Here is a 26135-nt window from a genome sequence, read left to right as displayed (position 1 = left end):
TCGGTCCGGCCGCTCAGAGTTGAAAAAGCATCTTCGCGATGATTCCGCGCTGGACCTCGCTCGTGCCGCCATAGATCGTCGACGCGCGACGGAAGAACATTTCGTTCGCGATGCCCCGGCCGGTTTCCTGAAACGGCATGGGCTCGCCTTCGCATGCGTGGTGCGGCTCGGGATAGGCGACGGCGCCATAATCGCCGAGCGCCTCGACCATGAGCGAGCTGATGCGCTGCTGCAACTCGGTGCCGCGAACTTTCAGCATCGAGCCCAACGCGTGCGCAGCCGGACTATGGTCCTGCTCCAGGGCCGCGACGCGCTTGACCATCATGGCGATCGCGCTGACCTCGGCTTCCATGCGGGCGAGCCGCAGCGCGAATTCGGGCCGCGCGATCAGCGGCTCGCGGCCCACCCGTTGAATTGCCGCGAGTTGGCGCAGCTGCATCAGATAGCGGCGCAACAGCGGCAATTCCGCCGCGCTCGCGTGCTCGTTGTTCAGGAGGAACTTCGTGATGGTCCAGCCATCGCCCTCCGCACCGATGCGGTTGGCAACGGGCACGCGCACGTTATCGAAGAACGTCTCATTCAGGTGATGGCAATCGTCGATACTGCGGATGGGGCGCACGGTGATGCCCGGCGTTTTCATATCGACCAGCAGAAAGCTGATGCCCGCCTGCTTCTTCACCTCGGCATCGGTGCGCACCAGCAGAAAGATCCAGTCGGATTCGTGTGCATAGCTGGTCCAGATCTTCTGGCCGTTGACGACATAGAAGTCGCCCTCGCGCTCCGCGCGCGTGCGCAGCGATGCAAGATCCGAACCCGAGCCCGGCTCGGAGAAGCCCTGACACCACAGACGCTCGCCGCTCAGTATATGAGGAACGTGCGCCGCCTTTTGCTCTTCCGATGCGAACGCGTTCAACACCGGCCCCAGCAGTTTGTGCGCGAAACCGTCTTGTGTCGGCGCGCCGGCCGCCACGCATTCTTCGTCGAACACGAGCCGCTGAAGCACAGACCAGCCCGTGCCACCATCCTTCTTTGCCCAGTACGGCGCACCCCAGCCTTGCCTGTGCAGGATCTGTTGCCAGCGCATGAGATCGGGGCGCATCGAGCGCACGCTGCCCACTGGTTTGCCCGCCAGTTCTCGCGGCAGGTTGTCGCGCAGGAACGCGCGCACCTCTGCCCGGAAGGCATCGAGTCCCGCATCGGGTTGGAAGTCCATCGGCGTCTCCCGTCAGTTGCGATACATCGTGACGACACACGCGCCGCCAATGCCGACATTGTGCTGCAACGCGATACGCGCGCCGTCGATCTGACGTTCGCCCGCCGTGCCGCGCAGTTGCTGGACCAGTTCCGTGCACTGCGCAAGGCCCGTGGCGCCGAGCGGATGCCCTTTCGACAACAGACCGCCGGATGGATTGACGACGTAGCGACCGCCATAGGTGTTGTCGCCGTCGTCGATGAACTTCGCCGCGCCGCCTTCCGGGCACAGGCCGAGCGCTTCGTAGGTAATCAGTTCGTTGTGCGCGAAGCAATCGTGCAACTCGACGACGTCCACGTCTTCCGCACCGATGCCTGCGCGCTCATACGTCTGGCGCGCCGCGTTGCGCGACATGCTGAAGCCGGCGACATCGCGCAGATCGTCGCCTTCGAGCGACTCCGGGCCGTCCGTCGTCAGCGCCTGCGCGGCGATCCAGACGCGCGTATCGAGGCCGTGCCGGCGCGCGTAGTCTTCGCTGCACAGCACCGCCGCCGCCGCGCCGCATGTGGGCGGGCAGGCCATCAGGCGCGTCATCACGCCGGGCCACATGATCTGGTCGGCCAATACGTCTTCCGGCGTGACGATCTTGCGGAACACGGCGAGAGGATTCTTCGCGGCGTGCCGGCTCGCCTTGGCGCGAATCTTCGCGAAGCTCTCGAGCGGTGTGCCGAAGCGTTTCATATGCTCCATACCCGCGCCGCCGAAGATGCGCAGTGCAGGCGCAACCTCCGGCGGCACGCCGAGGCGGTCGCACTGCTTCAGGAAGAGTTCCGAAGGCAGCGGCCGATCGTTGAAGTAGCTGCCGAGCGCGCCCGGATTCATCTGCTCGAAGCCGACCACGAGCGCGATGTCGAGCGCGCCTGCTTCGATCGCCTGGCGCGCCAGGAACAGGCCCGTCGATCCCGTCGAGCAATTGTTGTTGACGTTGATGATGGGCAGCCCCGTCATGCCGACGTGATACAGCGCGCGTTGTCCAGCCGTCGAGTCGCCATAGACGAAACAGGCATAAGCCTGCTGGAGCGACTGATAGGTGACGCCGGCATCGGCCAGCGCGAGCCGCGCAGCCTGCGCACCCATCAGGTCATAAGTTTCGCTGGCGCCCGGCTTGGTGAATGGAACCATGCCCACTCCCGCGACGACGACTTTGCGCGTCATATGTTCTCCTTCCATTGTGATGAACGCCGATTGGGCGAACGTTATGCATTTATCATAGGCAAGCGTGCCGAATGCCGCGCCCCTCGTTTGAAGGGGGAACGCAGCACCCGACACTGCAACCCATTCTCACTGCAATGGGCGCATCCGCAAAGAAAAAGTGGTTCTTCGTGAGCCAGGACGAAGAACCCTAAAGGGCCAGTCAGACAGACACACAACCGGCCACACGCAATACTTGCTACATTCCCACGTTCTTACGCAAACGCCGCCACACCCGTCAGCGCGCGCGCGATGATCAACTGCTGGATCTCCGTCGTGCCGTCGGGAATCGGGATAATGATCGCTTCGCGCAACAGCCGCTCGACATTGAACTCCTTCGTGATGCCATTGCCGCCATGCAGCTGCACGGCGTCGCGGCACACCTTGACGGCGGCCTCGGTCGCGAACGCCTTCGCCATCGACGATTGCATGTCGCAACGCACACCCGCGTCGATTAGTCCGAATACGCGCTGGCACATGAGGCGCGCGGCGTCGACCATGATCGCCATGTTGGCAAGTTTGGCCGCGATCAACTGATGTGCGGCGATCACCTTGCCGAACTGCTTGCGCTCCTTCGCATACGCGATCGATTCCTCCAGCGCCGCGCGCATGATCCCGACCGACAGCGTGCCGACGTGTGCGCGCGCATTCTCGAACACCTTCATTGTGTTGCGCAGGCCGTCGCCTTCCTCGCCGATCAGATGGGTATCCGGCACGCGTGCATCGGTAATGAAAATCTGTGCCGTTGATTGCGAGCTCAATGCGATCTTGTCGATGTTGCGTGATTCGTAGCCATGCTCGTTACGGTCGATCAGGATGTGCGACAGGCCCTTCTCGCCACGAACCGTGCAAATCAGCACGTCCGAATACACGCCGTTCGTGATCCAAGTCTTTTCGCCATTGACGACGAAGTGATCGCCGTCGCGCACGGCCCGCGTCTTGAGCTCGGCGACGTTGGAACCGACGTCGGGCTCGCTGATTCCGATCGAGCCGAAAATCTTGCCGGCCAGCACGCCTGGCATGTACTTGTCGCGCACTTCCGGGCGAGCCTTGGTCAGCATCATCGCAAGGCCCATGTTGAGCATGACGCACAAGGCGATGTCGCATGAGCACGCCACCAGTTCCTCGAACAACATGCCTTGCATGGTGAACGTCCAGCCCATGCCGCCGTATTCGACGGGGATCGTGCAGCCGGGCAGGCCGAACTCGGCGATACGCTGCGTGAGTTCGCGCATCTTTTCTTTCGGAATGAAGCGGTCGCGGTACTCTCTGGCAACGGGCTTGACTTCCGCCTGCAGGAACTTGCGAAAGCTCTCGACGGCCAGATTCTGCTCTTCGGTGGGCAATTGATAAGGCATGTTGTTTTCCTTGTTCGATTCGATCAGGCGCGTCCGAAGATGCCGATGTGATCAATGCTCTCCTCGACGCCCCACAGGCCGCCGCCATTGCCCTGAATCGCGAAACGTGCGCCCTCGACCTGACGCGGACCGCATTCGCCCCGCAGTTGCTGAACCAGTTCGAAAATCTGCCCGAGGCCCGTCGCGCCGATGGGATGCCCCTTCGATTCGAGTCCGCCTGAAGGGTTGATGGGAAGACGCCCGCCCAGCGCGCTTTCGCCACGCTCGGCCATCACGCCGCTCTCGCCCGGCTTGCACAGCCCGAGGTTTTCGCACAGCGCGATTTCGCCGATTGCCGACGCGTCGTGCAGTTCGGCGACGTTGATATCGCCCGGTCCAATGCCTGCTTCTTCGTAGGCGAGCTTTGCAGCGTGGACCGTGATGTGATTGGCCAGATCCGCTCCCTCGCGTTGCGACGCCGAGCGCACGATGGTGGCGAGCACGCGCACCGCGCGATTACGGTCAAAGCCGTAACGCCTGAGCGCCGACTCCGTGCAGAGAATCGCCGCCGCCGCGCCGTCGGAAATGGGCGAGCACATCGGCAATGTCAGCGGATACGTGATGGGCGGCGCCGCCATGATCTCTTCGACCGACATCGCCGTGCGATATTGCGAGCGCTCGTTATGCACCGAGTGCCCGTGGTTCTTCGACGACACGGCCGCGAACTGGCGTTGCGTAATGCCGTGCTTCTCCATCAGCTGACGCCCGATGCCCGCGTAGACATCCATGAACACGCTGTAAGGCTTGTCGGACTGAGTACCCGGCGGCACTGCAACGCCCTTGCCGAGCTCGACCATCTGCGCGGCATTTGCTTCCGCCGTCTCGACGTCCCACGCGGAATCGAACACGGCGAACATGCGCGCCTTGTCCTGCGAGACCATTTTTTCCGCGCCCACGGCGAGCACCACGTCGGCCATGCCGGCGCGCAACTGCGTCACTGCGAGGTGGAACGCGCTGCTCGCCGACGCGCACGCAGCTTCGATGTTATGAATCGGAATGCCGCCGAATCCAAGCGGAATCAGCGCCACCTGGCCGCGAATCATGTGCTGACCCTGCATGTGGCCTTGCGTCGTGTTGCCAAAGTAAGCGGCTTCGATCCACTTGCGCTCGCAGCCGGAATCTTTCAGCGCGTCCTCGACGGCCCAGGCCGTCAGTTGCTTGACCGACTTGTCAAGATGCCGGCCGAACGGCGTCATGCCAACGCCGACGATATAAATGTTTTCCATGTTGTTAGTGTCGTGTTCGTGTTGATGTTGTTGTCAGCAGCTTTCGGTCAGCGGCTTCCGATCAGCAGCCTTTGAATTGCGGCTCGCGCTTTTCCGCGAACGCGCGCAGTCCTTCCTGCACGTCGTATGAGCGCTGGTGGTTGCGTAGTTCCAGCAACTCGTGACGCAAGGCATCGGCGGCCGTCTTGTCGGCGGCCTCGTTGGCCACGCGCTTCATGCGCGCGAGCACCAATGGGCTTTTCTTGGCCAGCCGGTCGGCGAGCGCCTGCGCGCGCGGCTTCAATTCCGCGTCGGCCATTACTTCGTTGACGAGACCATATTGCTTCAGATCGGCGGCGCTCATCGCGTCGCCCGTGAACAGCAGATATCGCGCGACGTTCACAGGCACCTTGCGCGGCAAGATGGCCGCGCCGCCCGCGCCCGGAAACACGCCGAAGTTCGAATGCGCGTCGCCAAGACGCGCAGACTGCGCCGCCAGCACGAGGTCGCAGGCAAGCACCACTTCGAGCCCGCCCGCCAGCGCGAGACCGTTGACGGCCGCGATGACCGGTTTCGGAAACGCGCGCAACGTATCGAAGAACTCGACGATCAGCTCGAGAAACTCGCGCTTGCCCGGCTGCGGCGCCTCCGCCGCCTCGATCAGATCGGCACCGGCGCAGAACGCACGGCCATTGCCCGTCAGCACGACGACGCGCACAGCGTCGTCATCGCGCCATGCGTTCAGCTGCGCGGTCAATCCCGTTGCCAGCTCGCGATTCAGACTGTTCATTGCGGCGGGACGATCCAACGTCAGCCAGCCGACCGAGCCCACCAATTCCTGCGTATAACTCATCTCCCCTCCGGATATAGGCAAACGCCCTTTCTTGACGCTACGCTTCCGATAAGTTAGGTTCAGCTATCCTATTTATCACCCCTCGTTCAGAGGGGGCCGAAGCCGTCCGTCGACGAAGCCGGCAACGGCAGGCGCAGACGGCCTCCCGCCTCACTGACACATCGCATCCACAGCCGAACTCTTGATTACGCCCTTCACTAAACATCTCGTATCGACCCGTTTTTCGCCGCCCCGCATTGGCGCGCGTCATGTCGCGCGCGCGAACCTGCTCGCGCATCTGCAGCGCATGCAGCAGTGCCAGCTCGCGCTCGTGACGGGCAGTGCCGGTTACGGCAAGACGACCTTGCTCGCGCAATGGCGTCAGGCTTGCCTGAAGGCCGGGGCGGAAGTCGTGTGGCTGTCGCTCACCACCGACGACAAGGGCTATATCGATTTCTGCACCGCGCTGTTCGCCGCGTTGCGGCGCGGCGGCATTTGCGCCGAGATGGATCTGCCGCTCGAGGAGGCGAGCGCGGCGGCAATGGATGCGTCGATTGCCGCGATCGTCGACGCCGCCGTCGATCTTCCGAAAGACCTCGTCCTGCTGATCGACGACTACCATCACGTCGAAGCGCCGCTTGCGCACAAGTTCATGCAGAAGCTGCTCGATCACGGGCCGGGCAACCTGCATCTGGTGATCGCGTCGCGCGTCGCGCCGCCGCTGAGCCTGAGCCGGCTGCGGATGATGGACCAGATCGTCGAAGTAGACAGCGCGATGCTGCCGTTCGATCTCGCCGAAACACGCACGTTTGTCGACGAGAACCTCGGCGCGGGCAAGCTCAACGCGGACGACCTCGCAATGATCCACGAGCTGACGAGCGGCTGGCCGTCGTGCATCCAGCTGACGGTCATCATGCTGAAGAACCGGCCCGAAATGCGCGCCGCGCTGCGCGACCTCGTGTGGCGCTCCAGCGATCTGCAAACCTATTTGAGCGAAGAGGTCATCGCGCATCTGCCGGCGTCGCTGACGGAGTTCGCCGAGACGTTGTCGGTGTTCCGCCGCTTTTGCGCGCCGCTCGCGCAGTTCGTCACGGGCAACGACGATACGGCCGAGCTGCTCAAGCGCATGGAAGACGAGAACCTGCTGATCATTCGCGTCGATTCCGATGACCGTCTGAGCTGGTTGCGCTTTCATCCTCTCTTCGGCGAGTTCCTGACGACGCGTCTCGCACGCCGCGACCCGGCGGCCGTGCGCGAGCTGCACCGGCGCGCGAGCCGCTGGTTCGCCGATCACAGCCTGCTCGCCGAATCGGTGCGCCACGCCAGTGCCGGCGAGGACGTCGAATTCGCCGCGTCGGTGATCGAGCGCGCCGCGCCCGCCACGTGGAATCTCGAATATCTGAGCCCCACGCTTCATCTGCTCGAGCATTTGCCGGAAGAGACCTTGTTGAAGCATCCGCGACTGCTGTTCATCGCCTGTCTCGCTGTCGCGCTGACCACGCGGCCAACGAAGGCGAAAACGTGGTTGGCGCAGTTGCAGGCGAGCGCATTGCCCGACCACCCGGAGATTGCGCGCAGTGTGCCGCTGATTCAGGCGGCTATCGCGTTCCAGGACGACGACACGCAACAGATGATCGACTTGCTGGAACCGCACCGCGACGCGGCGCTTGAGAATCCGTTCCTGCAATACATGCTGGTCGCCGAACTAAGCGCCGCCTACAGCGCGGCGGGGCGCTATGCCGACGCCAAGCGCCTGTTCGAAACCCATCCGATCCCGCCCGCCGACGAGGACAACGACATGGCGCTCGTCGCGCAGGCGACGCGCGCCACCGCGCTGCTGCTCGAAGGCAACGTGCGCGAAGCGGAGCGCGTGGGCTCGGCGCTGCTGGCGCGCTCGGTGCAGGCCGTCGGCCGTCATTCGATCAGCGCGAATATTTGCGCATGCGTGCTGGCCGACGCCTATTACGAACTCGACCGCATCGACGACGCTCGCGAAACGATCGCGAATCGCCGCGGGCTGCTGCAGTCGTCGGGCCCGGATGTGACGATCCGCACGTCGCGCTGCCGCGTGCGGCTCGACATGCTGCAAGAGGGCGCCGACGTGGCGCTGGCGTTCGTGCAACGGCAAATCGCGCATCTGCGCAGCATGCGCCAGATGCGCGGCGTCGCTCATATGCTGGCTGAACAGGTCCGCGTGCTGCTGGTCAAGGACGATCGTCTGCGCGCGCGCGAAGCGTTGGCATCGCTCGAAGAGATCGCGTTTGCGCATTCTGCCGAGCACGGACTCAAGGCTGAAATCCCCGCGCTCGCGGCGCTCGCGAAGGCACGCGTACTGCGCGACGACTATCCCGATGAAGCGTTACGTGCGCTTCAAATCGCGCGCGGACACGCCGAAGTGTTCGGCCGCGGACGATTCGCGGCGCTGACGGATCTGCTGAGCGCGCTGATCCATGCGGAGCAGAAGCAAGACGAAGCGGCGCAGGCCTGCCTGATTCGAGCCCTCGATGCCGCACAGCGGTTCGGCATCGTGCGCACGATCATCGACGAAGGCGCGCCCGCCGCGAGGCTGCTCGCCAGCATGCTGCGTGACGGCAAGCTGCACGGCGCAACGATGCAGTATGCCGCCACCCTGCTCGACAAGTTTCCCGATGCGGCCGTGCCGAACGCAGCGGGCTCGCGGCGGGGAGCGGCGGCATCGAAGTTGCAGCCCGTCTTGACGCAGCGCGAAGTCGAAGTGCTGACACTCGTCGCGCAAGCCATGTCGAACAAGCGCATCGCGCTCTCGCTCAATATCACGCTCGAAACCGTCAAGTGGAATCTGCGCAATATCTTCGCCAAGCTTGGCGTGTCGAGCCGCTATGACGCGATGGTGTGGGCGCGCAAGCACAACCTGATCGACTAGCTGCCCCGCGCGCACCTCAACGCCGCTGCCGCCACAGTCATCAGGATGCCTTGCTCACGGGCGGTGGCGTCCATTCATGCCGCGTCGCGTTCTCTTCAGGCCAGTAGTTGCGCAGAATCAGCGAGAACGGCGCCCCTTTCGGCGCAGGCAGCCAGTTGGCCTCCTTGTCCGCGCCCGGCGATTCGGCCTGCAGGTAGAGCGTCAGCGAACCGTCGCTGTTGTACTTCATCTGTTTGTTCCGCGTGCCCAGCGTGTATCGGTTCAGTGCGTTGGGCGCGAAGAAATGATGGCCGTCGTATAAGGTCAGTGACCAGAATGCGCGTGTCGGCGGCAACGCTCCCTTTTCGAACGTGATGACGTACGCGTTGTCGCCGGACAGGCGCGCGCCGGATGCATCGAGATCCTGGTAGTAGTACTTCGTCTCTTTCGGCGCGTTGACCATGATGTTCGATCGCGCGACGGCCGTGCGCGTGAAGTAGTCGGTGCCGAACTGCGCGCCGTTGCCGATGGTCGTCCAGTTGTTCGCCAGTGGCACACCCCAGTTGCGGAATTGCAGCAACGGGTCGACCACTTCCTTGTCCGCTTTGTCGGCTTCGTCGATCATCGCCTTCTTCAACGCAGGGTCCTGGCGAGCGGCCGCGATTACGGCCAGCACCTGCGCGTAGCGCGCCTCTTCTCCCGGCAGCGGCGGCGCGTCAGCGAGTACCGTGGGCAACTGGTCGAAGAATGCGCCGGGACGCACCCAACGCGTTTCGCCATCGCTCATCTGGGATGGCTGCGCGAACTTGCGCAGCGTGCGCCAGTCGTGCTGCTTGATCTTGCCGTCGTATTCGGCGAGCGGATAGACGTCTATGTCCGCGATGAGCGGCTGGAGGGCCGCCTTGTCTTCCGCCGTGTCCGCCTGGAAGATGCGCGGCACGATCATTGCCGTCGACGTGCTGGCTCGGAACACCTGCACGATGCCCTTCGGAACCTCGCCCTTCCAGTCCCGCCCGACGACCATGTAGAAGCCGGGCTTGCTGCCGTACATCGAGCCCAGACGGGCGAAGCCGTCGGTGCGGAGGTCGGCCATCTGATAGACCCACGCGTTCTTGCCGAAATCCGGCACCTGGATCACGACGGGACTGACGTCGAGCGCGAGAATGCTTGCGCCATAGATGAGGTCCTGGGTCGGGCAAGCGACCCAGCGCTGCCCGGGCTCGATAGCGTCGCTCAGCATCGCCAGCCGGTTAAGCGGCGCGAGCGGCAGCACACCGCCGACCAGCCCGGGCTCGGCCGCCTTCTGGAACGCGAGGCGCCGGTTGTAGAGGTTCACCATCGGCCAGGCCCAGAACCACGCGTCGCGCGCGACGAGCCGCGCGTAGGGCTCGGTGATCCGCACTTGCGCATCGGGGCCGGGCGGCGTCGCTGCCGACGACTGGGGTGCGCCGGCCGTGGCGGCCAGCGCGGCGGGAGCAAGCAGCCCGAACAATGCGGCCAGTCCAAGCGGCAATGCCAGTGCAAACATCTTCGAAGTACGCTGCATGTTTTTCCTTTTGCTCTGTCAGGTCACACGACGGCGCTTGCGCCGCCATCCACTGCGAGAATCTGTCCTGTGATGTGCTTGCCTGCGCCGCTCGCCAGCAGCAGCGCGGCGCCCTTGAGGTCGTCGTCGTCACCGAGACGGCGCAGCGGCACACGGGCGCACATCGTCTCGACGCCGATGCGGTCGAGCGATCCCTGCGTCATCTTCGACGGGAAAAACCCGGGCGCCAGCGCGTTGACGGTGATGCCGTGCTCGCCCCATTCCGCGGCAAGCGTGCGCGTGAAATTCACGACGGCGCCCTTGGACGTGTTGTAGGCGATGGTTTCCATCGTGCCTGGCGCATTGCCGGCAAGCCCCGCGATCGACGCCACATTGACGATGCGGCCGCAGCGACGCGGAATCATGGAGCGCTTGCCGATCGCCTGCGTCAGCAGAAAGAGGCCGCGCACATTCAGGTTCATCACCTTGTCCCACGCCTGAAGCGGGTAGTCCTCGGCGGGCGCACCCCATGTGGCGCCCGCGTTGTTGACGAGGATGTCGACGTGTCCGAGCCGCGCCAGCGCACCGTCGGCAAGGCGCGCGATGTCTTCGTCGTGCGCGGCGTCGGCGGCGATCCAGTCAGCCTCGATGCCGCGCACGCGCAGATGCGCGACGGCTGCATCCAGTTCGTCGCGCTTGCGGGCGGCAAGCACGAGTCGCGCCCCTTGTTCGCCGAGCGCTTCGGCGATCTGCAGGCCAAGCCCGCGCGAGCCTCCCGTCACGAGCGCCGTCTTGCCTTTCAGGTCAAAGAGTTTCGCTATCGAGGACATCGGTGTCTCCCTGTCGTTGTCGAATCGTTCCGATGAGCGAGCGCCCGCGCCGTTGAAGAACACGCCTCGCCGCATCGAAGCGCACCCATGTTAGGCGCGCCTGCCCGACCTTCCCCCCTTCCTTCGGAGGGGGCATGCCGGCTAACGCACTTGATATTCTCGAAGAGACCTTCGGACACGCACCGCTCTCGTGCGCCACGCCGCCATGACATGACAAGGAGACCCATGCGCAGCTTCATATCTGCTGTCCTGATTGCCTTCATCGCACCCTGCGCGCTCGCCGCCGCGACCGTGACGGGGCCGACGAAAGTCGAAGGCATGCCCGGTTACAACCAGCCGAATCAATATCTGGCGCGACGCGCCGTCAAGCTGGCCGACAACATGGAACCCGTGATCGACAACGCGGACCAGAGCAGCGAAGCGCGGCAAAAGCTCGCCGCGCTGCAAGGCAAAACGGGCAAGCGTCCGAACATCGTCGTGTTTCTGCTGGATGACGTGGGCTACAGCGATTTCGGCTTCAACGGCGGCGGCGAAGCTGTCGGCAACGCAACGCCTGATATCGACCGGGTCGCCGGTCAAAGTCTGGTTCTCAGTTCCGCCTATTCGCAGCCGAGTTGCTCGCCCACGCGCGCGACCATCATGACCGGGCAGAATATGGCGCATCACGGCATCCAGGTGCCACCGATGTACGGCCAGCCGGGCGGCCTCGCGGGCTTGACGACGCTGCCGCAGTTGCTGTCGCGCCTCGGGTATACGACTCAGGCCGTGGGCAAATGGCACATCGGCGAGAACGAAGGCTCGCAGCCCCAGAACGTTGGCTTTGACGACTTCCGCGGCTTTCTGTCGGTATCCGACATGTACACCGAATGGCGTGATCCGCAGTTCAACCCTGAGATTGCGCTGAGCCCCGACCGCTATCGCTACATACTCAATCTGCCGTTCAACAAGAGCGACGTGCACGCCGTGAAAGGCGGCAAGATCGAGAGCCTCTATGAAATCAACACCGAGACCATCAAGGATCTCGACCAGAAGTGGCTCGACTACACGGTGGGTTTCCTGAACCGGCAGAAACAGGCCGAAAAGCCCTTCTTCCTGTACTACGCGCCGCGCGCGTGCCACTTCGATAATTACCCGAACAGCTACTATCTCGGCCGCTCGGCATCGCGCACGACTTACGGCGATTGCATCGTCGAGGTCAACGACATCTTCAAAAAGCTGATCGATACGCTCGAGGCCAACGGCGAACTGGACAACACGGTCGTCTTCTTCGCATCCGACAACGGTCCGGAAGAAGAGGTGCAGCCCGCCGGCCGCACCCTGTTTCGCGGCGGCAAAGGTTCAACGTGGGAAGGCGGTGTGCGTTCGCCGTTCTTCGTGTACTGGAAAGGCATGATCTCGCCGCGCCGCTCCGACGGCCTGTTCGATTTCGCCGACATCTTCAACACGTCGCTGTCGCTTGCGGGCCAGCCGGGCGCGAACGTTGCCAAAGCCGTGTCGCCCCAGACTTATATCGACGGCATCGATCAGAGTTCGTTCCTGCTCGCCGACAAGGGCGTCTCGAACCGGCGCAGCATCTTTTACTTCTGGAACGACGAGTTGTCTGCGGTTCGCGTCGACGAATTCAAGTTCATGCAGAAAGTGCAAGTGGCCGATTCCGTCACCCGCCGCGGCTACAACGGCGGCTTCTCAGGCACGCTTCAGCCGACGTGGACGGGACTGGTGTTCAACCTGTACGCCGATCCGAAGGAAGAGGAATCGATCGCGATTCGTCATATTCCCGTCAGCGTGCCGCTCGTCGCAGAGTTGCGGCGCTATCAGGCGGTGTTGAAGCAATATCCGCCGCGTCACGAAATCTCGCTGAAATAACGCATTGCTGCGCCGGCATTCCTTGCGAATGCCGGTGCGCTCGCCCGACAAAGGTGAACATGAAGCCGGCAAGACAACAGAAGCGCCTGATGGTTGCGGCGGCATGCGCCCTCGCGCTGGCAGGCTCAGGCATCGGCGCCTATCAATACCATCACAGAAGCCCTGCTCCCCTTACGATCGGCGACGGGCGTACAGGACCCGTGGACATGGTCTGGATAGTGGGCGGCGAGTTCATGATGGGTAGCGAATACAGCCGCGCGCAGCCGAACGAACGGCCAGCGCACGCCGTCCGGCTACATGGCTACTGGATCGATCGCCATGACGTGACCAATGCCGATTTTGCGCGCTTCGTCGCTGCGACGGGATACGTGACGACCGCAGAACGCAAACCTCGCTGGCAAGATCTGCAAGTGCAGTTGCCGCCGGGAACGCCCCGCCTGCCTGACAGCGCGCTGGTGCCCGGCGCGCTTGTCTTCACGGGCACCGATGCGCCCGTTGCGTTGAACGACTACTCGCGCTGGTGGAAGTTCGTGCCGGGTGCGAACTGGCGTCATCCGACGGGCCCAGACAGCGACATCACGGGCAAGGACACCCACCCTGTCGTACAGGTATCGTACGAAGACGCGCAGGCCTACGCGCGATGGGCGGGCAAGCGGCTCCCCACAGAAGCCGAATGGGAATATGCGGCACGCGGCGGTCTCGAACAGGCCGACTACGCGTGGGGCAAGGAATTCGCGCCTGACGGCAAAAAGATGGCCAACACGTGGGACGATGCCGCGCATCCATTCCCGGTGACGAATGCAACCGCGGCAACCGCGCACGAGACAGTCCAGGTCGGCACATCGCCCGTCGGTCGATACGCGCCAAACGGCTATGGACTGTACGACATGGCCGGCAACGTCTGGCAGTGGGTAGCCGACTGGTATCGCGCGGACGCATTCCAGATCGAAGCGGCGAAGACGCGAATCACAGATGATCCACGCGGACCGTCGGACAGCTATGATCCCAACAACGGCCCAACCGCCCGCGCACCCGCGCGCGTGACGCGCGGCGGCTCGTTCTTGTGCAGCGAAACGTACTGCATGAGCTATCGCGTCAGCGCGAGACGCGGCACGGACCCGATGAACGGCATGTCACATCTGGGGTTCCGGCTCGCGATGGATCAGGACGCCTGGCAAAAGACCGAGCGCAATTCCGTTTCAAGCCAATAGCGGCCGCGCTGCCGTGGAGCGCGGCGCGCGTGCAGCAACAGAGCGTGATCTGCGTCTCCGGCTCTGTCGCTGCGCTCCCCCATCATTCGTCTTCGAAGACGACGGGGTCGCCGCGCTCTGCCCACTTCGTCGCCAGCGGCATGTAGCGCTCTTCGATCACGCGGCGGCGCATCTTCATCGTCGGCGTCAGACAGCCGTTGTCGGCGGTCCACGGTTCTTTCACGATCACCACGAACGCCAGCTTTTCGTGATTCTCGAGCCGCGCGTTCGTGTCATCGAGCAATGCCTTGATCTGCAGACGCAGAGCTTCGCGGCTGCGGGTCTCGAGTAGTTCTTCTCGCGCCACGGCCGATAGCAGCATCAGCACGAACGGCTGCGGATAGCCCGCGCCCGTCACGCACACCGACTCCACCTTCGGATGACTCAACAGGTTTTCGATCGGCGCGGGTGCGACGTATTTGCCCTTGCTCGTCTTGAACAACTCCTTGACCCTGCCCGTGATCTTGAGCCGGCCCAGTTCGTCCAGCTCGCCGCAATCGCCCGTGCGGAAGAAGCCATCCTCCGATTTGCTCTGCGCCGTCAATTCCGGCTGACGGTAGTAGCCGAGCATCATCGTGGGCGATTTCATCAGGATTTCGCCATTGTCCGCGATCCGGCATTCGACACCGGGCATCGCCTGACCGGAGTAGCCGGCGCGCACCTGGCCCGGCCTGCTGTAGTGCGAGTACGAGAAGTTCTCCGTCATGCCGTAGACGTCGAGCAGTTCGAGGCCCAGCGCGCGATACCACTGCGTGATTTCCTCCGAAAGCGGCGCGGAGCCGGTAAACGCGAGGCGCGTTGCATCCAGCCCGAGCATCGCGAGAATGTGCTTTCTGAGCGCCTCGCCTTCCGGCGACGCCGTGTGGACCAGCGCATGCTGACTCGCCGGCAGCCGCCCCATCACGCTTTGACAGAAGCGCGTCCACAGACGCGGCATCGAAATGAACACGGTGGGCCGGGCACGCTGCAAATCCTGCGCGAAGGTCGCGAGGCCCTCGTTGAAGAACACGCGAAAACCGTGGCAGAGCGAATTGGCCTCGACGAACGAACGCTCAGCCGTATGCGCGAGCGGCAGATACGACAGCACGCGATCTGTCGTACCGAAACCGCAGAACGCGCCACTTTCGACCGCGTACGCATACATGGCGCCGAACGAATGCATCACGCCTTTTGGCTGGCCCGTGCTGCCCGACGTGTAGATGATCGTGGCGAGATCGCCGGGTGGCGGCAAAACGATGTCCTGCATCGGCGGGTGCTGCGCGACGACTGTCTGCCACGACGCGGCTTCGGGTAACACCGGCGACATCGGCAGCACGATCAACGGCGCACGGGCACGCATCGCGTCGCGCAGGCTACCCCAGCCTTCCGCTGTGTCGTCGTGCTTGCCGACGAAAATCAGGCGCACGTCGCAGTGTTCGAGGATATAGCGCGCCGTCTCGGCGCTGGTGCCCGGATACAGCGGCACCGACACATGACCGGCGAGCCAGATCGCGAGGTCGGCGATGACCCAGTGCGCGCTGTTCTTGCCCGCAATCGCAATCGCGCTGTGCGGCGGCATGGCCTGTGCGCGGAGCCAGGCGGCCATGCGCCGCGCCTGATTCCCCACTTCGCGCCACGTATAGTCGACGGTCTGCCCATCGGGCGCGGACTCGGTCAGATAGATTGCATCCGGCTGCACCTGCTCCCAGTGCAGGAAGCGATGCAACAGCGTGCTCGAATAGGTGCCGCTCATGACTGTCTCCACTTCTTGTATATCGGCTCGGACGTTTTTTGCATTCCGCACTTTACTCGGGGCCGGCCCGCGCCAACACCTGCGCCGCACCGGCACTCAATACCTCGGATGCCACAATACGCACTTGCGCGCGCCCGTTCCCCACCCATTTGTAGGGGGCGCCGCAGCACCCGCATTGTGCGCGACCATCCGCAAGTGAAACCTTCGCCGGACTAAAATGGTCTTATAAGAGCCCGTCGAAGCCATGATGACCGGTCACGTGACTATTTCCGTCGATTATTGGGTGTTGCTCGCAGTGCGCCGCAATCCGTGCCTGTGGCTCGCGGCTGCTGCGCTCGCACTGCTTTGCTGCACGTCTTTTGCAAAGCCACCGCTCGCGAAAAACCACGCGCGGCCCTTAGGCGACAGCCGGCCGCCGTCCGTCCTCTTTTATTCGTATCCGCCCATTCCGTCGACGGCGTATGCGCCGCAGCGCCACGTGCATCACTACGTGCTCGACAATCCGCTGCATATCGGCGGTTTCGCTTACGCCGCGCGTGGCCGGGTCGGCGAGGCCTCGGGATATGAGCGCTTCCGCTATGGCGCGAGCGTGGACACGCCGCAGTTGCCCGCACTCGGCGCTGCGCAGGCAGGACCAGGCCAGGGTTTGCCCGCATATCCGATAGGCGCTGATCCGACCGTCGGCTCGTCGGCCGACAGCGACGACTGGACCTTCCACGCCAATCCGCTGTTCAACCTGAATCATTCACACGAGCGCGGCGCGACCTTTTCCATCCGGCACGACTTCTAGCTCTGCGCACCGGCGCATGCGCGGACAAAAAAATGCCGCGCCTCCGATGAAGAGAGGCACGGCATCGTCCAGTACAGCATCCGCGAATCGTGCGCGGCGGACCAGAGGAGACTTCGACAGCTACCTGCGTGTGGCGGACCGTCCGGTCGGCATCACGCAGCCTTCAGCAAACCATGCGGATCGAGGACGAACTTGCGCGGCGCGCCGCCATCGAACTGCCGATAACCATCGGGCGCGGCGTCGAGCGACACGACCGTCACGTTGACGATATCCGCGATCGGCAGACGGTCCCACAAGATCGCCTGCATCAGATTACGGTTGTACTTCATCACGGGGGTCTGGCCCGTGTGGAACGAATGCGACTTCGCCCAGCCCAGCCCGAAGCGGATGCTCAGGCTGCCTTTGCGCGCGGCGGCATCGACGGCGCCCGGATCGTCGGTCACATAGAGGCCGGGAATGCCGATCGCGCCCGCCGGCTTCGTAATGTCCATCAGCGAATTGAGCACCGTGGCGGGCGCTTCTTCGCGCGCGCCGCTGCTGCCGTGGCCGTGCGCCTCGAAGCCCACGCAGTCGACGGCACAATCCACTTCGGCCTTGCCGAGAATCTGCGCGATCTGCTCGCCGAGCGTCGCGTCCTTCGACAGATTGACCGTCTCGAAGCCGACCGCGCGGGCATGCGCGAGGCGTTCCTCGTTCATGTCGCCGACGATCGTGCAGGCCGCGCCGAGCAGTCGCGCCGACGCCGCGGCCGCCATGCCGACGGGGCCCGCACCCGCGATGTAGACGGTCGAGCCCGGCTTCACGCCCGCCATCACGGCGCCGTGATAACCCGTCGGCAGGATGTCCGACAGACACGTGAGATCGCGGATCTTTTCCATCGCGCGGTCGCGGTCGGGGAATTTCAGCAGATTGAAGTCCGCGTACGGCACCATCACGTACTCGGCCTGGCCGCCGATCCAGCCGCCCATGTCCACATAGCCGTACGCGCCGCCCGCGCGCGACGGATTCACGTTCAGGCACACGCCCGTGTGCTGCTCCTTGCAGGTCTGGCAGCGCCCGCACGCGACGTTGAATGGCACGGAAACGAGATCGCCGATCTTCAGCGTCTCGACGTCGCGGCCCACTTCGATCACTTCGCCCGTGATTTCGTGCCCTAAAACAAGGCCCACTTCAGCGGTCGTGCGGCCGCGCACCATATGCTGGTCCGAGCCGCAAATATTCGTCGACACCACCTTCAGGATCACGCCGTGACCGATTGCGCGCCCGCGCGGATCGACCATCTTCGGGTAATCGATCGGCCGCACTTCGACCTTGCCCTGTCCCAGATACACGACACCGCGATTGCTGCTCATCGTCTCGTCTCCATGTCCGTTGGAATGCGCAAAAAGGCGCTGGTTCGAGGTTAGTCCCTTTGCCCCGCCGCCCAATGTCCAAAAACCGACACATGCTTTTCCAAAACCGACAAGGCCCGCTCGAGCCGTTTTTGTTGATTGAACGTTCAATAAAAAACAACTAGAGTGATGGCTTTCGGATGCACTGAGTGCCACCATGCCCAAAGTCGGAATGCGCGAAGTGCGTCGCGCGCAACTGATCGACGCCACGCTGCTCACGATCGACCAGTCCGGTCTGTCGGGCACGACGCTCGCGTCTGTCGCGCAGCGCGCGAACATATCGACGGGTATCGTCAGCCACTATTTCGGCGACAAGGACGGCTTGCTCGAAGCGACGATGCGCCACATCCTGCGCGACCTGTGGGCGGCCACGACGCGCCGCCGCGTTGCCGCGAAAGCGCAGCCGCGCGCCCGTTTGCGCGCAATCGTCGCGGCGAACTTCGACGTCTCGCAGTTGAGCGGACCCGTGATGAAGACATGGCTCGCGTTCTGGAGCGAAAGCATGCACGAGCCCGCGTTGCGGCGTTTGCAGCGCGTGAATACCCGGCGGCTCTATTCGAATCTGTGCGCCGAATTCGCGAAGGCGTTGCCGCGCGCGGCCGCCCGGCGCGCGGCCAGCGGGCTCGCCGCGATGATCGACGGCCTGTGGCTGCGCGGCGCGCTGTCGGGCGATCCGTTCGACACCAAGGCCGCGCTGCGGCTCGCGAACGACTACATCGACCTGCTGCTCGCGCGCAGCGACGCATAACAAGTCCGCATTTCAAGGAGAAACCCGATGCCCGCATACGGCCTGCAACGTCTTTACATCGGCGGCGAATACGTCGATGCCACCAGCAGCGTCACCTTCGACACCTTCGATCCCGCCACGGGCGACAAGCTCGCCACCGTCCAGCAAGCGGGCGAGGCCGATGTCGAGCGCGCGGTGCAATCGGCGCGCGAAGGCCAGCGCGCGTGGGCCGCGCTGACGGCGATGCAGCGCTCGCGCATCCTGCGCCGCGCCGTCGAGTTGCTGCGCGTCGCGCACGACGAACTCGCCGAACTCGAAATGCGCGACACGGGCAAACCGATCGCCGAAACGCGTGCCGTCGATATCGTCACGGGCGCCGACGTGATCGAGTACTACGCGGGCCTTGCCACGGCTATCGAGGGCCAGCAGATTCCGCTGCGCGCCGAATCGTTCGTCTATACGCGGCGCGAGCCGCTCGGCGTGACGGCTGGCATCGGCGCATGGAATTATCCGATCCAGATCGCGTGCTGGAAGTCCGCGCCCGCGCTCGCCGCCGGCAATGCGATGATCTTCAAGCCGAGCGAGATCACCCCGCTGTCGGCGTCGAAGCTCGCGGAGATCTATCTCGAAGCGGGCGTGCCGCCCGGCGTGTTCAACGTCGTGCAAGGCGATGGGCGCGTCGGCGCGATGCTCGCCGCGCATCCGGAGATCGCGAAGATTTCGTTCACGGGCGGCGTGGAAACGGGCAAGAAAGTGATGTCCACGGCGGGAGGGTCGTCGCTGAAGGAAGTGACGATGGAGTTGGGCGGCAAGTCGCCGCTGATCGTCTTCGACGATGCGGATCTCGACCGCGCCGCCGATATCGCCGTCACGGCGAACTTCTTCAGCGCAGGCCAGGTATGCACCAACGGCACGCGCGTGTTCGTGCATCAATCGGTGCAGCAGGCATTCGAGGCACGCGTGATCGAACGCGTGAAGCGCATCCGCATCGGCAAGCCGTCCGACCCGTCAACCAACTTCGGTCCGCTCGCGAGTGCCGCGCAACTGGACAAGGTGCTCGGCTACATCGACAGCGGCAAGCGCGAAGGCGCGCGGCTCGTGACAGGCGGCGCGCGCATCGTCGATGGCGACTTCGCGCTCGGCCAGTTCGTGCAGCCGACGGTGTTCGCCGACTGCCGCGACGACATGAAAATCGTGCGCGAGGAAATCTTCGGTCCGGTGATGAGCCTGCTCAGTTTCATCAGCGAAGACGAAGTGATCGGGCGCGCCAACGACACGATCTATGGCCTCGCGGCAGGCGTCGTCACGGAAAACCTGGCGCGCGCCCACCGCGTGATTCACCGTCTCGAAGCAGGCATTTGCTGGATCAACACGTGGGGCGAGTCGCCGGCGGAAATGCCTGTGGGCGGCTACAAACAGTCGGGCGTGGGCCGCGAAAACGGCATCACGACCCTCGAGCACTACACGCGCATCAAGTCCATCCAGGTCGAACTGGGCCCGTATCAGCCCGTGTTTTGAGGGAGCGCAGCATGGCAGCGAAAGAGTACGACTACATCATCATCGGCGCGGGCTCGGCGGGCAATGTGCTCGCCACGCGCCTGACGGAAGACCGCGATGTCACTGTGCTGCTGCTCGAAGCGGGCGGCCCCGATTACCGTTTCGACTTTCGCACGCAGATGCCCGCCGCGCTCGCGTATCCACTGCAAGGGCGGCGCTACAACTGGGCCTATGAAACCGACCCAGAGCCGTTCATGAACAACCGCCGCATGGAATGCGGACGCGGCAAGGGCCTGGGCGGCTCGTCGCTGATCAACGGCATGTGCTACATCCGCGGCAACGCGCTCGACTATGACGGCTGGGCCGAACGAAAAGGCCTTGAAAACTGGACCTATCTGGATTGCCTGCCGTATTTTCGCAAGGCCGAAACGCGCGACATCGGCGCGAACGCCTATCACGGCGGCGACGGTCCTGTGCACGTCACGACCAGCAAGCCCGGCGTCAATCCGCTGTTCGAAGCGATGATCGAAGCAGGCGTGCAGGCGGGCTATCCGCGCACCGACGACCTCAACGGCTATCAGCAGGAAGGCTTCGGCCCGATGGACCGCACGGTGACGGCCAATGGCCGCCGCGCGAGTACGGCGCGCGGCTACCTCGATCAGGCCAGAGCGCGCGCGAATCTGACGATCGTCACGCACGCGACCACCGACCGCATTGTGTTCGGCGGCAAGCGCGCGCAAGGCGTGGTGTATCTCGACGGCGACGCGCACATCACCGCGCATGCGCGGCGCGAAGTGCTGCTCTGTGGCGGCGCGATCGCGTCGCCGCAAATCCTGCAGCGCTCAGGCGTCGGACCGGGTGCGTGGCTGCGCGAGTTCGGCATTCCCGTCGTGCTCGATCTGCCCGGCGTCGGCAACAATCTGCAGGATCACCTCGAAATGTACATGCAGTACGAGTGCAAGGAGCCCGTCTCGCTCTACCCTGCACTGCTGCTGCGCAATCAGCCAGCGATCGGCCTCGAATGGATGCTGCGAGGCACGGGCATCGGCGCGAGCAATCATTTCGAAGCGGGCGGCTTCATCCGCACACGCGACGACGACCCATGGCCGAACATCCAGTATCACTTCCTGCCCGTCGCGATCAACTACAACGGCACCAACGCGATCAAGATGCACGGCTTCCAGGCGCACGTCGGCTCGATGCGCTCGCCAAGCCGCGGCCGCGTGAAGCTCCGCTCACGCGATCCGCGCGAGCATCCGTCGATCCTCTTCAACTACATGTCCGAGGCGCTCGACTGGCGCGAGTTCCGCGACGCGATCCGCATCACGCGCGAGATCATCGCGCAGCCCGCGCTCGACCGTTTCCGCGGACGCGAGCTGAGCCCCGGCGCCGGCTTGCAGACCGATGCGCAGATCGACGCGTTCGTGCGCGAGCGCGCCGAAACGGCCTACCATCCGTCGTGCTCGTGTGCGATGGGCTATGACGACATGGCCGTCGTCGATGGCGAAGGACGTGTGCATGGCCTCGAAGGCCTGCGCGTGGTCGATGCATCGATCATGCCGCGCATCACGACGGGCAATCTGAATGCGCCGACCATCATGCTCGCCGAAAAAATCGCTGATTGCATTCGCGGGCGCGCGCCCCTCGCGCGCTCGACGGCGCCCTACCATGTGGCGAACGGCGCACCAGCGCGCGGCGCGCAAAACGTTGCGCCAGCACGGCCGAGGAGCATCGCCGAACAGGCGCAATGATGGCGATGCCCTGCCTCGCGCCGATGCTTTCCAACGGCTGTATCGGGCTTACCCGCGCGTAAGCCTGTTACGGCCGTGCGTCGCCGATGTCGCCCGCTGTGGCGCTCACACGTTGCCTGCGCGCGTGCGCGAGCGCCTTTCGCTGCTGTCAGCGCTGTAACGACGTAACGTGGTGAAACACTTCCGTAGTCAAACTGTCGTGCCGTCCGATTAGCATGTGCGAACTGCTCGCTCACTTGTCCACGGAGGTGTCCTGATGTTGAGCCCTCACGAACTGGCGACGCTCATGCTGCTGAATAGCAGTGAACGCCGTATCGAATCGCTCGATCCCGATGTACTCGCGCTACGCCACTACGAACTCGTCGAAGTGCGCGAGCTTCGTGGCGGCTCGGCGTCGCTGCAGCTCAGCGCGCGCGGACGCGATCTGCTCAAACGTCTTGGAATGAATGGCGCTGCCCGCGGCGCGTAGCCGCATATTGCATGTGTATTGCCGCCGACCGCGGCGGGCCTCGCGTGGCGCTATCGCCGGCGCGTACCGACGGCGTCGGCGGTCTGGCGCCGCTCGCTCACCAAGCTGTCGATGCTCATGCGCACGGTGATGTGCATGTTGCTCGCCCGGTACGACGACAACGCTTTCGCGTTGGGCCTGGATTCCGGCGCGAGACGCGGGCCATCGTCGCGTGCTTCGGGCGTGACGGGCGGCGCGGGGCTTTCGGTGGGGATGGAGCGCCTGGTTTCGATGCTGCTGTCGGTTTTGTTGCTGGTTGCGGTCGGTCTCGCGCTTTCGGTTGCAATGGCGCTTTCGTCCACAAAGACGCTTTCGGTTGCTCGCGTGCTTTCGTCCACAAAGGCGCTTTCGGTTGCTCGTGCGCTTTCGGTTGCTCGTGCGCTTTCGGCCGCAATGGCGCTTTCGTCCACAAAGGCGCCTTCGGTCACTCGCGCGCCTTCATCCACGACAGCGCTTTCTTCCGGCACCGAGCGTTCCACCCGTTCGACACGGTTCACCCGTTCGAGGCTCAGTACCGTCGCGACGCCATCGACGGTCGCACGCTTCTCCGGCATCACGCTGCCGTCCGCCAACACAGGCTCGCGCCGCGCGGCCGCCTCGGCCGGTGCAGACGAAGCGTCCGACGCTGTAACCGCAGCGTCCGACACATCGACCCAACGCGGCAACTCGGCGAGATCGAGCAGCGTGAGCTTGCCGCCGTAGACGGCACCCGTGTCGATGTTGATCACGTTGTCTTTTGCGGTAACCCCGGGCATGGGCGTATGACCGACGATCACGGCCGTCACATTGTCGATATGCCCGGCGACATGCGCCTGCCCACGCACACCGTATTTCGCCCTGTCGAGCAGACTGCGCAATGTGTTGCGCGACGGTGCGGGATGCGACTGGTACGACTTCCAGCGCGTGCGCGACCAGATCGCCTTGCGCCGCATCTTGCCTTCGCCCTTTTCTCGCTCGATCTCGCTGACAAGTCGCGTCCAGTCAGAAACGGGCGAATCTGCGTGCACGATGCCGACCAGCCCGTGCTCCGTTTCGATTTCGATCACATACGGCAGCGACGCCATGTACTGCGCGATTGCGTTGACCCATTCGCGCTCGTCGGCGCGGTCGAGCAGCCAGTTCGCGCCGTTGCCCAGCAGCGACAGCGCCTGCTCTTCGCCCGCATGCCAGCGAACGATCACGTCCTCGTGGTTGCCCTTCACCGACCGGATGCCGAACCGCTGGACCGTCTCCAGCACCGAATGCGAGTCCGGCCCGCGATCGACGAGATCGCCGACGGCAAACAGGCGGTCGCGTTGCGGATCGAAGCGGCGCGCTTCGAGTTCTGCACGCAGTTGTTTAAAGCAGCCGTGCAGGTCGCCCACGACGAAATCACGTCCCAGGTCGTTACGCGGATAGCGGTGAACGGCGCGATAGGGCTCTTTCATGGTTCAGGACAATACGAAGAACGACGTTGGGCGGCGCAAAATAATTCGCAAGAAATTCGCCAATAAACAATGAGGGGCAGAAAAAACAAACCGGCGCGTTGCATCGCTGGTCGCAAGCATAACGCGACGAAATGCGACAAGGTGCTACACAAAAATCGTTTGTGTAACCGTTCGTGAAGCGCGTGGCGGGCTATCACCCGCTCAGCTCATTACTGCCTTCAGGTCAGGCCGAATCGGCCTGTGGCGCGCTGTGCGTCGCACAGGCTTGCCGGCAGTTCGACGCAAGCATGCGCGCGAGCAGCACCTTCGAAATCTGCAATTCATTCGCGGCGGCATCGAGCCGCCCCTGATTACGCGCGATGGCCAGTTCGACCGCGTTCCACTCCGGAATCTCGGCGTCCTCGTGAGCGGCGCGCATCAACGGCATGCTCGCGGCCTGATCGAAGCCCAGATCGGCAGCGGTGATCAACGGACCACGGCCCGTGACGATCGCATGACGAATGCGGTTGATCATCTCGCGCACGTTGCCGGGCCACGTGTGCGTATCGAACGCCTCCCACGCGCACACGGAAAAACCCTGCACGCCGTGACGCGAATCGGAGCGGAAGCTCTTCAGCAGATGAGTCGCGAGCAGGCGGATGTCCGGACCGCGTTCGCGCAGCGGCGGAATGACGATCGTGTCGGCACACAGGTGCGCAAAAAGCCGCGCGTGCAGACGATGCTCGTCCGCAGCGCGCCGCAAGCCGGCATGTGTCGAGCAGATGATGCGCACGTTGCAGGCGCTGTCATCGAGGCGATCCGCGAGACGCTGCTGCGTCGCAAGCGGCAGTTCGCAGATGCCGTCGATGTACAGTGAGCCGCCCTCGGCCATGCCCAGGCGAGAGCGACGATGGCCGTGTCTGTCTTTTCCGCCGGCTTGTTCGCGGCTTCTTTCGTCGTCTCTTTCGTTATTTTTCCCGCCGCTCTGGTCCTGATCCCCGTTCCCCGCACTGGCCTCCTCGTCGCCGAATAGCTCCATTTCCAGACGCTCTGGTGCATACGCTGCGCAATCGATCGACACGAACGGTCCTTCGCGGCGCGCGGAACCCAGATGGATCGACGACGCCGTCAGGCGCCTTCCGCTGCCCGATTCCCCGACGATCGTCACAGGACGCTCATGTTCCGCCGCGCGCCTGATCGCCGCGCGCGCGTCGTTCATCGCCGCGCATGCGCCGATCATCGTGAGCGCCCCCGTGCTCGCGCTGCGCTGCTCGTTTGCGTCGGCAGCCGACGTTTCATAGGCGCGATCGAGTTCCTGCGCGATCATCTCCGCCGCGGCGGGCAAGCGGATATAGCTCACGCAGCGCGTGCGCACGATACGGCCGATCTCGGGATCGGCAAGGTGCGCATTGGTCACCACGGCCACCCAGCCGATGGCCGCACCCGTTCGCGTGAGTTCGTCGACTTCGTTCAGATCGGCGGGAATATTCAGCGAAGAAAATTCGATCAGGCCAGCAGCGCGATCGTTCGATAACAGCACGGCACCTTGGCGCTCGCGTATGTCGATGCTCCGGATGCGCCATTGCCGCGACGGAAGATTGCCGTCAAGGCAGGCACGCTCGGGATTACATACGTGATACAGCCGCTTTAGATTCAGGTTCATGATGTGATCGGTCGACCCGCCTCAATGAAGAACAAGTACCGACGGCTTCACGCTCCCCTGGTCAATCGTCCGCGATCGGTTACTCAAAAAGTAACGGAATCAGCGACGCATCAGCGTGGCCGGTTGTTACCGTTTGAAAACGTCGATTCGTGACTACAGGTTGGCGTTTTGGCTGCGTGGCGCTTGCTATCAGCGTGCGAACGACGCTGCTGAACGCGATGAAGGGACGGGGAAAGAGTGCGGCGTGCAGTGCTTGCAGTTACGGGAGTAACGATCCTTTACATTCGACACAAACCACTGTGGCGCACGGTACACAGCGGTAATGAGTTGCCTTGGGAACGCAGAAGTTCTTCCCAATTATCGCTGTATATGACGAGAAAAGTACTGCGTATGAAGAGGTGCGGCACAAGGTGGACCGGTAAGCTTGCGTTATTTTGGGTG

19 protein-coding genes are annotated in these 26135 nt (G+C 63.8%); 8 read left to right on the top strand and 11 right to left on the bottom strand.

Features of this window, described 5'->3' with window-relative positions; all coding sequences use genetic code 11:
- Positions 1-13: 13 nt before the first annotated feature.
- The 5 genes from H3V53_RS09785 to H3V53_RS09765 all read right to left on the bottom strand — a co-directional run bounded on the left by H3V53_RS09785 (position 14) and on the right by H3V53_RS09765 (position 5898).
- A complete protein-coding gene (locus H3V53_RS09785; protein ID WP_336597784.1) occupies positions 14-1213 on the bottom strand; it encodes an acyl-CoA dehydrogenase family protein in 1200 nt (399 codons plus the stop codon).
- Positions 1214-1225: 12 nt separating this feature from the next.
- Positions 1226-2407 carry a lipid-transfer protein gene (locus H3V53_RS09780; protein ID WP_336597783.1) on the bottom strand — a complete coding sequence of 394 codons (1182 nt, stop codon included), beginning with the start codon at positions 2405-2407 and terminating at the stop codon, positions 1226-1228.
- Between the two features lie 251 nt (positions 2408-2658).
- A complete protein-coding gene (locus H3V53_RS09775) occupies positions 2659-3801 on the bottom strand; it encodes an acyl-CoA dehydrogenase family protein (RefSeq protein WP_336597782.1) in 1143 nt (380 codons plus the stop codon).
- A 23-nt stretch (positions 3802-3824) separates the two neighbouring features.
- Positions 3825-5066, bottom strand: coding sequence for a thiolase family protein (locus H3V53_RS09770; RefSeq protein WP_336597781.1), 1242 nt, complete (start codon positions 5064-5066; stop codon positions 3825-3827).
- Positions 5067-5127: 61 nt separating this feature from the next.
- Positions 5128-5898 (bottom strand): enoyl-CoA hydratase-related protein, encoded by a 771-nt coding sequence (locus H3V53_RS09765; RefSeq protein ID WP_054926503.1) that lies wholly within the window; start codon positions 5896-5898, stop codon positions 5128-5130.
- 181 nt (positions 5899-6079) lie between these two features.
- On the opposite strand from H3V53_RS09765, the gene H3V53_RS09760 reads away from it, so the two are divergent.
- Positions 6080-8779, top strand: coding sequence for a winged helix-turn-helix domain-containing protein (locus H3V53_RS09760; RefSeq protein WP_336597780.1), 2700 nt, complete (start codon positions 6080-6082; stop codon positions 8777-8779).
- Between the two features lie 40 nt (positions 8780-8819).
- On the opposite strand, the gene H3V53_RS09755 is transcribed toward H3V53_RS09760, so the two are convergent.
- Together H3V53_RS09755 and H3V53_RS09750 are read right to left on the bottom strand one after the other, a co-directional pair.
- The gene (locus H3V53_RS09755) at positions 8820-10304 is read right to left on the bottom strand and encodes a DUF1254 domain-containing protein (RefSeq protein WP_336597779.1); all 1485 of its coding nucleotides are present in this window, start codon (positions 10302-10304) and stop codon (positions 8820-8822) included.
- A gap of 23 nt (positions 10305-10327) precedes the next feature.
- Positions 10328-11113, bottom strand: a complete 786-nt coding sequence (locus H3V53_RS09750; protein ID WP_054926501.1) for an SDR family NAD(P)-dependent oxidoreductase — start codon at positions 11111-11113, stop codon at positions 10328-10330.
- Positions 11114-11338: 225 nt separating this feature from the next.
- On the opposite strand from H3V53_RS09750, the gene H3V53_RS09745 reads away from it, so the two are divergent.
- Both H3V53_RS09745 and H3V53_RS09740 read left to right on the top strand, forming a co-directional pair.
- Positions 11339-12979 carry a sulfatase-like hydrolase/transferase gene (locus H3V53_RS09745; protein ID WP_336597778.1) on the top strand — a complete coding sequence of 547 codons (1641 nt, stop codon included), beginning with the start codon at positions 11339-11341 and terminating at the stop codon, positions 12977-12979.
- A gap of 59 nt (positions 12980-13038) precedes the next feature.
- Positions 13039-14190: a formylglycine-generating enzyme family protein gene (locus H3V53_RS09740; protein ID WP_336597777.1), complete on the top strand. Its 1152-nt coding sequence runs from the start codon at positions 13039-13041 to the stop codon at positions 14188-14190.
- A gap of 82 nt (positions 14191-14272) precedes the next feature.
- Here the strand turns inward: H3V53_RS09740 and H3V53_RS09735 are convergent, their stop codons facing one another.
- A complete protein-coding gene (locus tag H3V53_RS09735; RefSeq protein WP_336597776.1) occupies positions 14273-15961 on the bottom strand; it encodes an AMP-binding protein in 1689 nt (562 codons plus the stop codon).
- Positions 15962-16205: 244 nt separating this feature from the next.
- On the opposite strand from H3V53_RS09735, the gene H3V53_RS09730 reads away from it, so the two are divergent.
- Positions 16206-16751, top strand: a complete 546-nt coding sequence (locus H3V53_RS09730; RefSeq protein WP_336597775.1) for a hypothetical protein — start codon at positions 16206-16208, stop codon at positions 16749-16751.
- A gap of 152 nt (positions 16752-16903) precedes the next feature.
- Here the strand turns inward: H3V53_RS09730 and fdhA are convergent, their stop codons facing one another.
- Complete coding sequence (gene fdhA, locus H3V53_RS09725; RefSeq protein WP_054926497.1) at positions 16904-18103, bottom strand: formaldehyde dehydrogenase, glutathione-independent; 1200 nt, start codon at positions 18101-18103, stop codon at positions 16904-16906.
- A 196-nt stretch (positions 18104-18299) separates the two neighbouring features.
- On the opposite strand from fdhA, the gene betI reads away from it, so the two are divergent.
- From betI to H3V53_RS09705, 4 genes are all read left to right on the top strand, one after another.
- Positions 18300-18890 (top strand): transcriptional regulator BetI, encoded by a 591-nt coding sequence (gene betI, locus H3V53_RS09720; RefSeq protein WP_054926496.1) that lies wholly within the window; start codon positions 18300-18302, stop codon positions 18888-18890.
- 27 nt (positions 18891-18917) lie between these two features.
- Positions 18918-20387, top strand: a complete 1470-nt coding sequence (gene betB / locus H3V53_RS09715; RefSeq protein ID WP_336597774.1) for a betaine-aldehyde dehydrogenase — start codon at positions 18918-18920, stop codon at positions 20385-20387.
- A gap of 11 nt (positions 20388-20398) precedes the next feature.
- Positions 20399-22117: a choline dehydrogenase gene (betA, locus tag H3V53_RS09710; RefSeq protein ID WP_336597773.1), complete on the top strand. Its 1719-nt coding sequence runs from the start codon at positions 20399-20401 to the stop codon at positions 22115-22117.
- 256 nt (positions 22118-22373) lie between these two features.
- Positions 22374-22586, top strand: coding sequence for a hypothetical protein (locus H3V53_RS09705; RefSeq protein WP_336597772.1), 213 nt, complete (start codon positions 22374-22376; stop codon positions 22584-22586).
- A gap of 50 nt (positions 22587-22636) precedes the next feature.
- Here H3V53_RS09705 and H3V53_RS09700 read toward each other — a convergent pair whose 3' ends face one another.
- Both H3V53_RS09700 and H3V53_RS09695 read right to left on the bottom strand, forming a co-directional pair.
- Positions 22637-24052: a metallophosphoesterase gene (locus tag H3V53_RS09700; RefSeq protein WP_336597771.1), complete on the bottom strand. Its 1416-nt coding sequence runs from the start codon at positions 24050-24052 to the stop codon at positions 22637-22639.
- A gap of 223 nt (positions 24053-24275) precedes the next feature.
- Positions 24276-25694 (bottom strand): sigma-54-dependent transcriptional regulator, encoded by a 1419-nt coding sequence (locus tag H3V53_RS09695; RefSeq protein ID WP_336597770.1) that lies wholly within the window; start codon positions 25692-25694, stop codon positions 24276-24278.
- Between the last annotated feature and the right edge of the window lie 441 nt (positions 25695-26135).

The sequence above is a fragment of the Paraburkholderia bengalensis genome, from assembly GCF_037126505.1.
GTDB lineage: Bacteria > Pseudomonadota > Gammaproteobacteria > Burkholderiales > Burkholderiaceae > Paraburkholderia > Paraburkholderia bengalensis.
The sequence above is the reverse complement of the archived record's forward strand: the minus strand, read 5'-3'. Positions and strand labels throughout refer to the sequence as shown.

Bases quoted from the DNA above. Each gene is read 5' to 3' on its own strand.
- H3V53_RS09775 (WP_336597782.1), bottom strand. From the start codon at position 3,801: ATGCCTTATCAATTGCCCACCGAAGAGCAGAATCTGGCCGTCGAGAGC.
- H3V53_RS09700 (WP_336597771.1), bottom strand. From the start codon at position 24,052: ATGAAAGAGCCCTATCGCGCCGTTCACCGCTATCCGCGTAACGACCTG.
- H3V53_RS09785 (WP_336597784.1), bottom strand. From the start codon at position 1,213: ATGGACTTCCAACCCGATGCGGGACTCGATGCCTTCCGGGCAGAGGTG.
- H3V53_RS09755 (WP_336597779.1), bottom strand. From the start codon at position 10,304: ATGCAGCGTACTTCGAAGATGTTTGCACTGGCATTGCCGCTTGGACTG.
- H3V53_RS09750 (WP_054926501.1), bottom strand. From the start codon at position 11,113: ATGTCCTCGATAGCGAAACTCTTTGACCTGAAAGGCAAGACGGCGCTC.
- H3V53_RS09730 (WP_336597775.1), top strand. From the start codon at position 16,206: ATGATGACCGGTCACGTGACTATTTCCGTCGATTATTGGGTGTTGCTC.
- H3V53_RS09740 (WP_336597777.1), top strand. From the start codon at position 13,039: ATGAAGCCGGCAAGACAACAGAAGCGCCTGATGGTTGCGGCGGCATGC.
- H3V53_RS09735 (WP_336597776.1), bottom strand. From the start codon at position 15,961: ATGAGCGGCACCTATTCGAGCACGCTGTTGCATCGCTTCCTGCACTGG.
- H3V53_RS09745 (WP_336597778.1), top strand. From the start codon at position 11,339: ATGCGCAGCTTCATATCTGCTGTCCTGATTGCCTTCATCGCACCCTGC.
- betA (WP_336597773.1), top strand. From the start codon at position 20,399: ATGGCAGCGAAAGAGTACGACTACATCATCATCGGCGCGGGCTCGGCG.
- H3V53_RS09695 (WP_336597770.1), bottom strand. From the start codon at position 25,694: ATGAACCTGAATCTAAAGCGGCTGTATCACGTATGTAATCCCGAGCGT.
- H3V53_RS09780 (WP_336597783.1), bottom strand. From the start codon at position 2,407: ATGACGCGCAAAGTCGTCGTCGCGGGAGTGGGCATGGTTCCATTCACC.
- fdhA (WP_054926497.1), bottom strand. From the start codon at position 18,103: ATGAGCAGCAATCGCGGTGTCGTGTATCTGGGACAGGGCAAGGTCGAA.
- betB (WP_336597774.1), top strand. From the start codon at position 18,918: ATGCCCGCATACGGCCTGCAACGTCTTTACATCGGCGGCGAATACGTC.
- H3V53_RS09765 (WP_054926503.1), bottom strand. From the start codon at position 5,898: ATGAGTTATACGCAGGAATTGGTGGGCTCGGTCGGCTGGCTGACGTTG.
- H3V53_RS09705 (WP_336597772.1), top strand. From the start codon at position 22,374: ATGTTGAGCCCTCACGAACTGGCGACGCTCATGCTGCTGAATAGCAGT.
- betI (WP_054926496.1), top strand. From the start codon at position 18,300: ATGCCCAAAGTCGGAATGCGCGAAGTGCGTCGCGCGCAACTGATCGAC.
- H3V53_RS09770 (WP_336597781.1), bottom strand. From the start codon at position 5,066: ATGGAAAACATTTATATCGTCGGCGTTGGCATGACGCCGTTCGGCCGG.